We start from the raw sequence: 14,163 nt of genomic DNA on the forward strand, positions 1-14,163 counted from the left end.
TTGTCATGTCTTGTATATATCTAGTTTTCAAAGAACTTCTTTGCTATCAAAAGCAAGAATATTATAACACTATTTTTTTTATTCAAAGCTTTTTTTAAAAAAAATAAAAAAATAAATTACTTGATCAAGGTAATTTATTTTTTATATATGTTTAATTTAAAAGTATTAGAGAAATGATTAAATTAACCCTTTGTTTTTAAGAGTTTTTAATGTTTTTGCACTTACTCTTAATGTCATTTTTTGACCGTCTATTGTAACTCTAACTTTTTGTAAGTTAACATTAAATTTTCTTTTTGTAGCATTTAATGCGTGTGAACGTTTGTTACCTGATTGAGGTCCTCTACCTGTTAAAACGTCTCTTCTTGACATGATTTCTTCCTTTCTATAAGTAATAAATGTTTATAAACTTTTATTTAGTCTTTATAAAAAGAGTAAAAATAAAATTCTTTGATATTATAGCAAAAAACTTTATTTTATTGTTTTTTTATAAAAATCATTTTGCTTAATTAGATATGTTTAATTTTTCAATGAAATTATCTTCAAGTGTAAAGTTTACATTTTGATCAATTCAATATCTTCTGTTTTCAGCATTTTCTCCCATAAGAACCGAAACTCTTCTTTCAGCAATAAGAGCATCTTCAATTGTTACTTGAACTAATGTTCTTGTTTTAGGATCCATAGTTGTTTCTCACAATTGATCAGCATTCATTTCTCCAAGACCTTTATATCTTTGGAGTTCATATGATTCTTTTATATTTTCAAGCATATCACTTAAATCATCTTCATCTCATGCATAAAGAATTTTTTTGCTGCTCTTAAGAGTCACTTTATATAATGGAGGAAGTGCAAGGAAAATTTTTCCTTGTTCAATCATTTGTTTCATAAATCTATAAAAGAATGTTAATAATAGAAGTTGAATGTGAGCACCATCAGTATCAGCATCGGTCATAATGATTATTTTTCCATATTGCGATTTTTCAATATCAAAATCTCTACCGTATCCTGCTCCAATTGCATTAATAATTGTGTTGATTTCTTCATTTTCAAGAACTTCAGCCATTTTTTTCTTTTCAGAGTTAATGACTTTTCCACGTAATGGTAAGATAGCTTGAAATCTTCTATCTCTTCCACTTTTTGCTGAACCACCTGCTGAGTCACCTTCGACTAGAAATAACTCATTTTGTTCATTATTTTTACCAGTCGCAGGTTTTAATTTGTCACTTAAAATTAATTTTTCTTTACCTGTTTGCTTTGTTTTTCTACTTTCATCTTTTAATGATTTTTGTTTTTGTCTTAAATCATATGAAGATTCAATTTTATCTATGATTAATTTAGCTTGCTCTTTGTGTTCACTTAATCAAGAATCTAAATATTTAAAGACAATTTCTTCAACAACAGGTTTAGCATCTGGAGTCCCTAATTTATCTTTAGTTTGGCCTACGAATTCAAGAATACTTTCAGGAATTTTTAAAGAGAGAACGCAGCTAAGTCCTTCTTTAATGTCTGCTCATTCATAAATTCTTTGACCTTTGACTACATTTTCTTTTGACACAAAGTTATTAACTGATTTAACAAATGCAGTTTTTAGTCCAACCACATGTGAACCACCATCACTTGTTTTAACATTGTTAACAAAACTCAGAATTGTATCTTCATATTGAGTTGTTCATTGAAAGGCAAAATCAACAGAGATGCCTCTTTTTTCATCTTGAAATGAAATAGGTTTTGAAACTAAATCTTTTGAATCATTTAAAAAGTTTAAGAATGATTCAAGACCTTTAGTGTATTCATAAATTTCTGTTTTATCAGTATTTTGATCTCTTAAGATTATTTTTAAATTAGAAATTAAGAAAGCTCTTTCTTTAAGTCTTTCTGAAATTTTGTCAAAACTTAACTTAGCTCTTTTAAAAAGTGGATAATCAGGTCAGAAAGTTACTATTGTTCCAGTGTTTTTTGATACACCTACCTCGTGAGTTCTTTGAAGGATTTTTTCTTGTTGAAATTCAGTTAAATAGATCTTTTTATCTCTTGAAACTTCGACAACAACTTTTGTTGATAAAGCATTAACAACACTAGCTCCAACACCGTGAAGACCTCCTGATGTTTTATACGCACTATCATCAAATTTTCCACCTGTATGCAATTCAGTGAAAGCAGCTTCTACAGCTGTTTTTGTTGAACCTTTAATTTTATCAACCGGAATACCACGTCCATTGTCTTGAACCGAAACACCACCATCATTTCTTAATGTAACAATTATTTCAGTCGCATAACCAGCTAGTGCCTCGTCGATTGAGTTATCTACAATTTCTCAAACTAAGTGATGTAAACCATGTACATCGGTTCCACCAATGTACATACCAGGTCTTTTTCTAACAGCTTCAAGCCCTTTTAATTGTTGAATATTACTTGCATTATATGTATTGTTTTGGCTCATAGTTTAAATATTATAAAAGATTAAATAAAAAACATACGAATTAATCGTATGTAACTCCTTCTAAATTTTTAGCTCAATTTATAAAATGTTGGTAAGTTTTTACAGTGTCAATTCTTTGGTTTTCTTTATAAATTTTAAATCTTTCAGCATAGCTAAATAATTGTGAGTAAATTTCAATATCATCTTGAGATGGTTTTAGACCTAATTGTTCTAATTTTTCTGGATAATATTTTGAAATTAATCAATAAAACTTCATTGAAACAACCTCTGGTGAGAAATTATCTAATTTAATAGCACCTGTGATTAATAATTTAACAGCAACTTCTTGATCTTCAAATTTAGGAAGCAAAATACCTGGTGTATCTAAAAATAAATATTCACCATTGATAACTCATTTATTTTCTCTGGTTACACCTGGATAGTTGGCAACTTTTAAAGTTTTTTTATCTGAAACTAAATTAATAAGTGTACTTTTTCCACAGTTAGGAACACCAACAACAAATGATTTCATTCTGGTTATCAACATCCCTTTTTCTCTGTTTTTATTAATTCTTTCTTGTGAAAGTCTTTTAATTGTTTTTAAAATAACTTGTTTTGAAGATGATTTTCTAAGATCTAATCATAATAACGTTTCGTTTGCAAATCTTTTTTCAATTTTTGCTTTTTTGGATTGGTCCATTAAATCAGATTTAGTAATAATGAACAATCTCTTTTTTTGTGGTGCAATTTTGTCAAAGTCTTCGTTATATGAACTAATTGGACATCTTGCATCTAAAACTACTATAAAAATATCAGCTAATGAAGCTTTTTCTTTTAATTCCTTGAAAGCCTTAGCCATATGACCAGGGAATCATTGAATTAAATTCTCATATTTTTGTTCTTTGTGTTCTAATTCCATATTTATCCTATTTATTTAATTTTTCTAGTTCTAATCTAAGTTTATTAACTTCTTCAGCAAGAATTTTATTTTCTTTGTAAAGTTCTTTATATTGAGCTTTATATAATTCTGTTCTTTCGGTTGATTCATTTATTTCATTAACAATTTCATTAATTTGTCTAATCAATTCATTTAAATGACTTTCAACTTCTGTTTTATTGTACCCTTCTAAAGATAAATGAAAGTTATAGTTTTTAATTTGTTCAATTAAATTATCGAATTTATTCATAAATTACCCATTTCTAACTTTGTTCAACACAATTGCTGCAGCAGTTGCTACATTTAAACTTTCAAATGAAATCGGAATGTAAACTTTTTCATCAGATAATGAAGCTGTTTGATTATCAATTCCATTACCTTCGTTTCCTAAAATAATGACAATTTTTTCTTCTCTTGAAAAATCAATTTCATTTAACTTCTTAGCATTTGTGTCTAACATAGTTGCATATAAAATATAGTTTTGTTTTTTAAGTTCCTCTAAAATATCAATATTATTTGTCTTGATTAAATTCAAATCAAAAAGTGCCCCTTGTGAAGAACGAATAACTTTTGGATTAAAGTAATCAAAGTTTTGAATGATAACAGTATCAAAATCAAAGGCTCTCGCTAATCTAAAAATTGTCCCCACATTTCCAGGTTCTTGCAAATTATTTAAAAATAAAACTCTATTACTAATTGATTTTGAAACATCAGGAAATTTACAAATACCTATAATCCCTTGTGGCGTAGATGTGTCTGATAAATAATTTAAGATTTCCTCTGTGACTAAAATCGAATCAGCAAATTTATTTTTATCAACTACTTCAATTGTTTCTAGCAAAATACCCTTTTCTTTTGCTTCATTAACTAAGTGATAACCTTCAACTAAAAACTTAGATTCTTTACTTCTATATTTTTTATCTAAAAGTTTATAAACATCCTTGATAAACTGATTTTGCTTACTGGTTATTATTTTCATCATATTGTTCTAAGTAATGTTTTCCTTTTTCAACTTCAAATTTTGATAAATCTTTAAAATCAAGTTGTCTCATAACTTCAAAACCTAAAATAGCAACACAGTTAGCAAGATTAATCGAACGCATAGCTGAAACCATCGGTATTCTGATGCAATCTTCTAAATTTTCTTTTAAGATTCTTTTATCAATACCTGTAGATTCTCTACCAAACATTAATCATACTTCACCAGTTTGTTCATGAACTTCACTATATTTAACATTTGTATATGTCTCTAAACCATATCTAGTTACATAAAAGATTTTTTTATCTTTGTACTTATTGTAAAAATCTTCATATGAGTTATGAATTTCATGTTGAATGTCACTGAGCATTCTTCCTGCACCTGCTCTTTTAAGATATTTAGGATGAAGGTCAAAACTTGTTGGTTTGATAATGTGTAATTTTGCACCTAGTGCATAACAAGTTCTGATTATGTTCCCTGTATTTGGGGCAATTTCCGGTTGATATAAAACTATATTTAACATAATACTATTATACATAGTATTATGATGCTAATTAATAACTCCCTAATTATTGAGTTAATTTTACTTTTGCAATAGTGTATAAGTTAAATAAGTAAAAAATAAAAAGTAGGATATACCTACTTTTTTAAATTATTTAAAGTGAAAATTTAAATATTAATCTTCATCTTTATCTTGAATGTTTCTACGTTTAATAATTTCATCAGCAATTGATTTTGGAGTTTTTTCGTAGTGATCAAATTGCATTTGGTATGTTCCACGTCCACTTGTCATAGATCTAAGTTCTGTTGAGTAACCGAACATTTCTGAAAGAGGAACCATTGCTCTAACAATAACAGCTCCATCATTTCTTTGTTCTTGATCGTTAACAAGTCCTCTACGTCTTGATAAGTCACCGATAACATCTCCGATGTGATCTGATGGAACAACTACTGAAACGTCCATAATTGGTTCTAATAATACTGTACCAATTTTATCTTTTGCTTTTGTAAGTGCTTTAGAAGCAGCGATTTTGTAAGCCATTTCTGATGAGTCAACGTCGTGGTATGATCCATCGAATAATGTAGCTTTAACGTCGATCATTGGGTAACCAGCTAAAATACCAGCTGCCATTTTTTCTTCAAGACCTTTTTGAATTGATTTAATGTATTCTTTAGGAATTTTTCCACCAACAATTTTGTCCACGAATTCAAATCCACCATCTGGGTTTGGTTCAAATTTGATTCATACGTGTCCATATTGTCCTTTTCCTCCTGATTGTTTGATGTGTTTTCCTTCAACTTCAGCAGGAATTGTAATTGTTTCACGGTATGAAACTTGAGGTGCTCCAACTTTAGCTTTAACACCAAATTCACGTTTTAAACGATCAACAATAATGTCTAAGTGTAATTCACCCATTCCAGCAATAATTGTTTGACCTGTTTCTTCATCAGTATATGTTCTAAATGTAGGGTCCTCAGCAGCTAATTTTTGTAATCCTAATGATAATTTTTCTGTAGCAGCTTTTGATTCTGGTTCTAAAGCTTGTGAGATAACTGGTTCTGGGAATACCATTTTTTCAAGAACGATTTTTGGTGATTTTTCTCCAACTAATGTATCTCCTGTTGTTGTGTATTTAAGACCAACAGCAGCAGCAATATCTCCAGCTCTACATTCGTCAATTTCTACACGTGAGTTAGCATGCATTTGTAAAATACGTCCAATACGTTCTTTTTGTTCTTTAGTTGTGTTGTATACGTAGCTTCCTTTTTCAAGAACTCCACGGTATACACGGAAGAATGTTAATGAACCTACGTATGGGTCTGTCATAACTTTGAAAGCTAATGAAGAAAAGTCTCCATCGTCTGTTGCATTAACAAATATTTCTTTATCCCCATCGAAAGCAGGGATTGGTGGTACATCAAGTGGTGATGGTAAATAATCAACAACAGCGTCAATCATTCTCTTAACACCTTTGTTTTTGAATGATGTTCCACATACTACTGGGAAGAATTCTGATGATAAAGTAGCTTTTCTAATTGCAGCTTTAAATTCTTCAACACTTAAATCTCCACCTTCAAGAACTAACATCATTAATTCTTCGTCAAAGTTAGCAACCGCTTCCAATAATTCTTGACGTTTTTCAGCAACGATGTCTTTTAAGTGAGCAGGAATTTCTGTTGGAAATTCTTCTTCTTGTGGTTCTCCGTTGTATTTAATCGCTTCTAATGTAACAAGGTCAATAATACCTTCGAAATCTGATTCAGCACCGATAGGTCATTGGATAGCAACTGCATTTCCACCTAAACGTTGTTTAACTGAAGCAACTGAAGCTGCGAAGTCAGCACCAGCTTTATCCATTTTGTTAACGTAAACAATACGGGGAACTTTGTAGTTTGTAGCTTGTCTTCAAACTGTTTCTGTTTGAGGTTCAACTCCTGATTGAGCATCAAGAACTGCTACAGCACCATCTAATACACGTAATGAACGTTCAACCTCAACTGTGAAGTCAACGTGTCCTGGTGTATCGATAATGTTAATTCTTTTTCCTTTTCAGAAAGCTGTTGTAGCAGCTGATGTAATTGTAATTCCACGTTCTTGTTCTTGTGCCATTCAGTCCATTTGTGAAGCACCATCGTGTGTTTCACCAATTTTGTGAATTTTACCTGTGTGGAATAAAATTCTTTCTGTAGTTGTTGTTTTTCCAGCATCAATGTGGGCCATAATACCGATATTACGGTAATCTTTTAATTCATATTCTCTAGCCATAAATAAACCTTAGACTATCATCTGAAGTGTGCAAATGCACGGTTAGCTTCAGCCATTTTGTGTGTATCTTCACGTTTTTTGATAGCTCCACCTGTTTTGTTTGATGCATCAATGATTTCATTAGCTAAACGAACATCCATTGTTTTTTCATTTCTTAATCTTGAGTATTGAACAAGTCATCTTAACGCTAATGTTTGTTTTCTACGAGGAGAAACTTCTGTAGGAACTTGGTAGTTTGTTCCACCGATTCTTCTTGTTCTGATTTCTAATTGAGGTGTAATGTTTTCAACTGCTTCTAAGAAAACTTCCATTGGTTCTCTTTGAGTTTTTTCTTTAATAATGTTAAATGCTGAATATAAAATATCTTGAGCGATAGATTTTTTACCATCTAACATAATTTGGTTAATTAACTTTGTAACAATAACAGAGTTAAAAACTGGATCTGCAAGTACTTCACGTATTGGGGCACTTTTTTTTCTTGACATATGTCCTCCTTATATTAATAATTATTGTGTGTATAAATTAATTTAAATTATTATTCTGATTTAGGTTTTTTAGCACCGTATAAACTACGTCCTTGGTTACGTTTTGCTACCCCAGCAGCATCTTGTGTTCCACGAACGATGTGGTATCTAACCCCAGGTAAGTCTTTAACACGTCCTCCACGGATTAAAACAACTGAGTGTTCTTGAAGGTTGTGTCCTTCTCCTGGAATGTAAGCTGTAACTTCCATTCCGTTTGATAATTTAACACGAGCATATTTACGTAATGCAGAGTTAGGTTTTTTAGGTGTCATTGTAGCAACACGAGTACATACACCACGTTTAAATGGTGAAGCCATTTTTTTAGCTTTTTTAATTAATGAGTTGTAGCTAACGCTTAAAGCAGGAGCGTTTTGTTTTTTAATTTTTGAGCTACGACCATTTGTAACTAATTGATTAGTTGTTGGCATTTTATGCTTCCTTTCGTTTGTGATTTGATAAATTTTAAGATTAATATTGTTAAGCTATTTATTTTGATAATAATTTAGCAAAGCAATTATATAACAACTTACCCGTGTGTATCAATATTTTTTATTTTTTTTATTTAGTTTTATTAATCCTTGAAAAAATACTTTTAACACTTACACATAAATGTTTTGGTAGTTACATTGAAACTTATTTTTGAGAATATCCAACCTTAACAGAGTTTAAAAATCACACAAAATTAAACAAAAATGTGAAATTAATCGCAGATAAACTTGCTCAAAGTATATAAATTTAAAAATGTTATAATTACATTACTTTTCTAGAAGAAAAGTTAATTAATTTAAATGTACATTAAAAATTAAATAAAGGAGACTAAATGTCAGCAATTAAAAAAATTCACGCACGTGAAATTCTAGACTCACGTGGTAACCCAACTGTTGAAGTTGAAGTATTCACAGAATTTGGTGGATACGGTATTGCTAAAGTTCCTTCAGGTGCATCTACAGGATCACGTGAAGCTCTTGAATTAAGAGATAAAGGTTCTGAATATGAAAGTAACTGATTTGGTGGAAAAGGAGTTATGTTAGCAGTTGATCATGTTAACAACGATATTGCTCCTTACATCGAAGGTATGGAAGTTACATTACAACGTGAAATTGATAGAAAAATGATTGAATTAGATGGTACAGAAAACAAATCTAAATTCGGTGCTAATGCTATCTTAGGAGTTTCATTAGCCGTTGCTAGAGCTGCTGCTAATGAATTACAAATTCCACTTTACAAATACTTAGGTGGATTTAACGCTCACGAATTACCGGTTCCTATGTTAAACGTTATCAATGGTGGAGAACACGCTTCAAACACAATTGACTTCCAAGAATTTATGATTATGCCAGTTGGAGCTAAAACATTCCGTGAAGCTTTACAAATGGCTAACTTTGTTTTCCATAACTTAGCTAAATTACTTAAAAAACACGGACACGGTGTTCAAGTTGGTGATGAAGGTGGATTTGCTCCAAACTTCAAATCACACGAAGAAGCTTTAGACTTCTTAGTTGAAGCTATTAAAGCAGCTGGATATGTTCCTGCTAAATCAGGTGAAAATGCTGTTGCTATTGCAATGGACTGTGCATCAAGTGAATTATATGAAGATGGTGTATACACATTCAAAAAATTAAAAGCAGCTGTTGAAAAACAATTACCTGGATTTGAACACTTAACAGATACTAAATTCACATATACATCAGATGAAATGTTAGATTACTTAAAACACTTAGTTGACAAGTACCCAATCATTTCAATCGAAGATGGATTTGCTGAAGGTGACTGAGAAGGATTCAAAAAATTCACAGCAGAATTAGGAAACAAATTACAAATTGTTGGAGATGACTTAACAGTTACAAACACAGCAATTTTAAAACGTGCTATTGAAGAAAAATCAATGAACTCAATCTTAATTAAAATTAACCAAATCGGTTCATTAACAGAAACTTTTGAAGCTATCCAAATGGCTCAAAAAGCAAATATGACAGCAGTTGTATCACACCGTTCAGGTGAAACAGAAGATACAACAATCGCTGATATTGCTGTTGCTATGAACACAGGACAAATTAAGACAGGTTCATTATCAAGAACAGATAGAATTGCAAAATACAACAGATTATTAGCAATTGAAGAAGAATTAGGTTCTGTATCTTCATTCAAAGGTAGAGAAGCATTCTACAACATTGAAAAATAATGATTTAATTTAATTTAATTTAACAAAAAATAGAGAGATTTTAAGTCTCTCTATTTTTTGTTACTTCTATCTAAAAAAGATAACTTTCTTTCCTGGTTCTTAAAAATTCTAACTAAATTATCTCTGTGCATTATAACTATTAGTAGTACCGCTGCTATAAAGAAAATTCCACTAGTTAATTGATAATTATAAAGCGATGCAGTTGTATGCTGATTATAATCAGCAAGTCATTTCATATTAGTTGCTCAAGAAAGATCTGAACTTAAAAATCAGTGAGCAAACATAATTACAGGTGTCATTAAAAGAGCTGACACAATACTTGCTAATGAAACATATTTTTTTCAGAATAATACTGCAAAGAATATAACTGCAGCAATTGGTAAAAGTGCAATGTTGATTGAAATTAATAAACCAATTGATGTAGCAACTCCTTTTCCACCGTTGAATTGGAAGAAAATAGGAAAACAATGCCCGACAACAACTCCTAAACCACATAAAATTGGAAATACATATAGGCTCATATTTAAGCTATTTTTATTGATAGCCTTGCACAATCCATACGCAATTGAAACCATTAAAATTGTTTTAAAAATATCTATTAATAAAATGCATAGTCCTGCTTTTTTTCCTAGTACTCTAGAGGAATTAGTTGCTCCTGCATTTTTTGAATGAAGCTCTCTAACATCTTTTCTAACAATTTTCCCTCATATAATTGAAGTGTTTAAGGATCCTACAATGTATCCAAAAATGAATAATAAAATATTAAACAAAATTGAATTGCTAAGTTGAATCGCTGTCATTGTCCCTCCTAATTAATTGAATATACTTCGTTAGCTAATTTATATTAAATTATAATTAATTTAATATATTATAATTAATATTATGAATAAAAAATTTAAAGTAGAAATCGTACAATTACCAGAAAAAGTACTTAGAAAAAAATCACAAGACGTACCTCTTCCATTAACTGATGAGGATATTGAATTAGCTGAGAAAATGATTTATCACATTGATGATTCGCAAAAAGACGGTTCTGAATTTAGAGCTGGAGTTGGTGTAGCAGCAGTTCAATATGGTGTTCTAAAAAATGTCTTTTATGTTTTTATACAAGATGAATTAGGTAACACAATTTATAAAGATGTTTTATTTAACCCTGTTATTATTGCTAAAAGCGATAAGAAAATTGCACTTTCTGAAGGTGAGGGTTGCTTAAGTGTTTCCGAAGATTGACCAGACCAAGAAGGATATGTTTATAGATCTGAAAAAATAACAGTCAGAGCTTACAGCTATTTTGCCAGAGAATTCCAAAACTTAACAGTTGACGGATATTTAGCAATAGTATTTCAACACGAATTAGACCACTTAAACGGAATGTTATTTATCGATAGAATTGCTAAGAAAAACCCATGAAAGAAACTACCTAAAGCTAAATTCTTGTAATTTAACTAACTAAAAAATATAGAAAGGAGAATATGCTTACATTTTTTGAAACTCAAACATCATCAAGTAGTGAGTCATCGAACGCAATGGATAAGTTATATGACTTCTTCGCGAATTTGATGTCGTCTAAAATTTCAGACCCAACTATTTGAATGCCTATTTTAATTGTTACACTCGTTTTATTTTCATTTGTAACAGGTTGATTCTTAAGATGAAAATGAACTATTTTTAAAACAGTTTCAATAGTTATCACAATTATCGTTTCTGTTATTTTATCAGTAGCTCTTAAAGCTGCATTTGAGAAAAAAGCACAAGAAGATCAAAAATTTCAATCTGCATATGAAATTCTTACATTTGCAATAACATTCATTTCTTTAGCAGTTTACTGAGGTGTTAGAGGATTTTTATGATTAATAATCGGAATCATTCATTTAGCAACAATAAAGAAAAGAAAAGAGAAAAATAAGAAAAGATCTAAATTATCTAGAGCAGGTTTTGGTGGTTTATGAGCAATTACAAACGTAATTCTTACCTTACCCGGTTCATTATTACTTGCTAACGTAATTTCAACAATGGCACCCAACTCGAATAAAGCAAATAAAGCTACAGAAATTGGTGTGAAAATTATGACTGGTGGCCAAGGTTCATCTGTAACAAACTTGGCTTCAGGGATTTTCTCAATGGTTCAATTATTTGTCGACTCAGAATTACATGATTTAGCAATTAAATTTATCAAGGAACCAAATTCATTATCTAAAGATGATATTGAAAAATTACTTAAAAACTCAAACACTATTGCAGCTATCTTAGAAAATGAAAAATTTGTTGATATAGTTGCCAAAAACATTCCTACATTACTAGATGAAAAATCTAAAAATGAAATAAAAAACAATAAAGAACTTGAAGCTTACATTACAAAATACGAAGCTCAATTTATTGCAGCAAATCCTGGTTCAACATTGAACTCAAGCGAACAAAATAAAGCAGACTTTACAAAATTTGTTGTTGATAAAATCAATGAAGAATTACAACAAAATTCAATTACATTAATTCCAGAAGAAGTCAAAAATGTCTTCGGAATGCTAGGGTTAGCAGCAGCTAAATCAGATAGTTCACAAGAGCAAAACTTATCAAAAATTGTTGATGCGATTTTAAAAATTAACCCAACAATCTCTGAAAAAACAAATACAGCAGATTTAGCTTTAGGAATTTTAGGAAACCTTAAAAATTCTGTTTTAAAAGATCTTAATAAACAAGAAACAACTGAAACCTTAGGCAACACAAATAATCAACCAAATACAGAGAATCCTCAACCAGATCCAAATATGTCAACAGGAGCAAGTGAGTAATTATGAATAATCAAGAACAACAAAATCAAAATCCAGTTTCAGTTCAAAACTCATCTGGTTCAACTGGTGTTTATGCAAATCAAACACAAGTTCAAAATGTTGCCACAAACGAAGTTACTAATGTAAATCCAAAAAGCATAGTTCCTGAAAATATTCTTAAATTATTTAAAAGAGAGAAAAAACTAGCATTACTTTCTTTCTCGATATGATTTTCTATTTTCTGTCTTTGTATAGTTGCTACAATTATTAATTATTTTGTTAATACATTTAACTCAAAACCTCCTCACACACAAGGTATTGCTTGATACATCGGAATAAGCATTATTTTCTTAATTTCATTAAGTTTATGAATTAAAGCTTTAACAAGACGTAAGTCATGGGTTAAAACTGAAGAAATAACTAAAAACAGTTACATTAACGGAACACAAATGAATGGTGTTCTTATTGCTGAAGCATACAGAGCAATTACACTCAAAATGCTTCGTTTAAGCTGAATCTACGCATTCTTCTTAACATATATCGGGTTGTTCATTGCTGTAGTTTGCTTACTTTACTTCACATCCCCTTGAGAAGTAAATATGGGTCAAGAAGGTTCATGAATTTACATTAACTCAAAAGTTGAATGAACAGACATTTTAGATAATGCTTTTGGAAGCACTAAAAATATGCTAATTATTTTAGGAACTACAATAGCAGCTACTGCGATTGTATTCACCATTCTTAGAATTTACGATAGAAAAAGACAAGCTGAAATTAAATTAGCAATCTTAAACAACCCAGAAGAAGTTGTTGCTAAAACAAATACAGATAGAAGATTAGAGAATAAAGCTTGAATTAAAGCTTACATTATTGTTTTCATCTTAGTTGTATTATTACCTTTAACAGTATTCTTATACTTAATTTGAAAAGGTGTGATTAAAAGAGGTAAAAAATAATGAAACTTCTTGTAATAATTGAAGATAAATTTAATGACATAGAATTAAACACAACTTTATCTGTTTTAGTCGCTTCAGGCAAACTAGAATCAATTACTTATTATTCTCCAAACTTAAAAGAAGCTTCAGGACAATTTAATATTGTTAAAATAACAAACATTGTTAATTCAGTTAATTTAAATGAATTTGATTTAATGTTCGTACCTGGAGGTAGAGGTTGTCAAACACTTAGACAAAATCAGCAATCATTAGAATTAATTAACAAATTCTTTAATGACCTTAACAAACCCCTTGCAGCTATCTGTGATGCACCAAACGTTTTAGCTGAATTTAATATAATCAAAGACCAAAAATACGTTTCATTCTTTTCTGAATGAAGTAAACCATTCTGAAAAGATGGAAAAATCATTAACTTTAACAATTGAAAAAACACTCCATTCACTAATATAGACAGGAACCTTATTACAGCGTCAAATGCAACTGCTTCATTAGATTTTGGGTTCACTATATTAGAATACTTTTATGGTGAAGACTTCTCTAATGCTGTACGTTCAAATATGACTTTTGGGAAGCTTACACAACCTGAGTTTCCAAGTTAAAAAGGGCTAAAAAACGAAAACACCTATAAATAAGG

At 30.2% G+C, this 14,163-nt stretch carries 15 protein-coding genes; 5 read left to right on the forward strand and 10 right to left on the reverse strand.

All coding sequences use genetic code 4. The features are described 5' to 3' along the window. Positions 1–177 precede the first annotated feature (177 nt). From rpmB to rpsL, 9 genes are all read right to left on the reverse strand, one after another. Positions 178–369 carry a 50S ribosomal protein L28 gene (gene rpmB / locus VBM88_RS02835; RefSeq protein WP_323188685.1) on the reverse strand — a complete coding sequence of 64 codons (192 nt, stop codon included), beginning with the start codon at positions 367–369 and terminating at the stop codon, positions 178–180. A gap of 133 nt (positions 370–502) precedes the next feature. Further along, positions 503–2,437, reverse strand: coding sequence for a DNA topoisomerase IV subunit B (locus tag VBM88_RS02840; protein ID WP_323680429.1), 1,935 nt, complete (start codon positions 2,435–2,437; stop codon positions 503–505). A 40-nt stretch (positions 2,438–2,477) separates the two neighbouring features. Further along, positions 2,478–3,335: a ribosome biogenesis GTPase YlqF gene (gene ylqF, locus VBM88_RS02845; RefSeq protein WP_323680430.1), complete on the reverse strand. Its 858-nt coding sequence runs from the start codon at positions 3,333–3,335 to the stop codon at positions 2,478–2,480. A 7-nt stretch (positions 3,336–3,342) separates the two neighbouring features. Next, positions 3,343–3,603, reverse strand: coding sequence for a hypothetical protein (locus VBM88_RS02850; RefSeq protein ID WP_323176776.1), 261 nt, complete (start codon positions 3,601–3,603; stop codon positions 3,343–3,345). 3 nt (positions 3,604–3,606) lie between these two features. Further along, positions 3,607–4,332: an RNA methyltransferase gene (locus VBM88_RS02855; RefSeq protein WP_323680431.1), complete on the reverse strand. Its 726-nt coding sequence runs from the start codon at positions 4,330–4,332 to the stop codon at positions 3,607–3,609. Continuing rightward, positions 4,313–4,855, reverse strand: a complete 543-nt coding sequence (locus VBM88_RS02860) for a tRNA (cytidine(34)-2'-O)-methyltransferase (protein WP_323680432.1) — start codon at positions 4,853–4,855, stop codon at positions 4,313–4,315. The genes VBM88_RS02855 and VBM88_RS02860 overlap by 20 nt, the downstream gene beginning before the upstream one ends. Before the next feature lie 153 nt (positions 4,856–5,008). Continuing rightward, positions 5,009–7,099: an elongation factor G gene (gene fusA / locus VBM88_RS02865; RefSeq protein ID WP_323680433.1), complete on the reverse strand. Its 2,091-nt coding sequence runs from the start codon at positions 7,097–7,099 to the stop codon at positions 5,009–5,011. Positions 7,100–7,113: 14 nt separating this feature from the next. Beyond that, positions 7,114–7,584 (reverse strand): 30S ribosomal protein S7, encoded by a 471-nt coding sequence (rpsG, locus tag VBM88_RS02870; protein WP_257089177.1) that lies wholly within the window; start codon positions 7,582–7,584, stop codon positions 7,114–7,116. A 50-nt stretch (positions 7,585–7,634) separates the two neighbouring features. Next, on the reverse strand, positions 7,635–8,051 hold the full coding sequence (gene rpsL / locus VBM88_RS02875) for a 30S ribosomal protein S12 (RefSeq protein WP_257089175.1): 417 nt from the start codon (positions 8,049–8,051) through the stop codon (positions 7,635–7,637). A 392-nt stretch (positions 8,052–8,443) separates the two neighbouring features. Here rpsL and eno point away from each other — a divergent pair, with 392 nt between their 5' ends. Further along, positions 8,444–9,805, forward strand: coding sequence for a phosphopyruvate hydratase (eno, locus tag VBM88_RS02880; protein ID WP_257089173.1), 1,362 nt, complete (start codon positions 8,444–8,446; stop codon positions 9,803–9,805). Positions 9,806–9,855: 50 nt separating this feature from the next. Here the strand turns inward: eno and plsY are convergent, their stop codons facing one another. Beyond that, the gene (gene plsY, locus VBM88_RS02885) at positions 9,856–10,605 is read right to left on the reverse strand and encodes a glycerol-3-phosphate 1-O-acyltransferase PlsY (RefSeq protein WP_323680434.1); all 750 of its coding nucleotides are present in this window, start codon (positions 10,603–10,605) and stop codon (positions 9,856–9,858) included. A gap of 82 nt (positions 10,606–10,687) precedes the next feature. Between plsY and def the strand changes: the two genes are divergently transcribed. From def to VBM88_RS02905, 4 genes are read left to right on the forward strand one after another with little or no spacing between them, the layout of a single operon-like run. Further along, a complete protein-coding gene (gene def, locus VBM88_RS02890) occupies positions 10,688–11,245 on the forward strand; it encodes a peptide deformylase (protein ID WP_323176770.1) in 558 nt (185 codons plus the stop codon). Between the two features lie 32 nt (positions 11,246–11,277). Beyond that, complete coding sequence (locus tag VBM88_RS02895; protein ID WP_323680435.1) at positions 11,278–12,594, forward strand: hypothetical protein; 1,317 nt, start codon at positions 11,278–11,280, stop codon at positions 12,592–12,594. Positions 12,595–12,596: 2 nt separating this feature from the next. After that, entirely contained in the window at positions 12,597–13,529 is a 933-nt protein-coding gene (locus tag VBM88_RS02900) for an MSC_0882 family membrane protein (protein WP_323680436.1), read from the forward strand. Continuing rightward, positions 13,529–14,128, forward strand: coding sequence for a DJ-1/PfpI family protein (locus VBM88_RS02905; protein ID WP_323680437.1), 600 nt, complete (start codon positions 13,529–13,531; stop codon positions 14,126–14,128). Before VBM88_RS02900 ends, VBM88_RS02905 begins: the two co-directional genes overlap by 1 nt. The last annotated feature ends 35 nt before the right edge of the window (positions 14,129–14,163 follow it).

Source organism: Mycoplasma sp. 1232, assembly GCF_034863345.1.
In the GTDB taxonomy this organism is placed as follows: Bacteria; Bacillota_I; Bacilli_A; order Mycoplasmatales; family Metamycoplasmataceae; genus Mycoplasmopsis.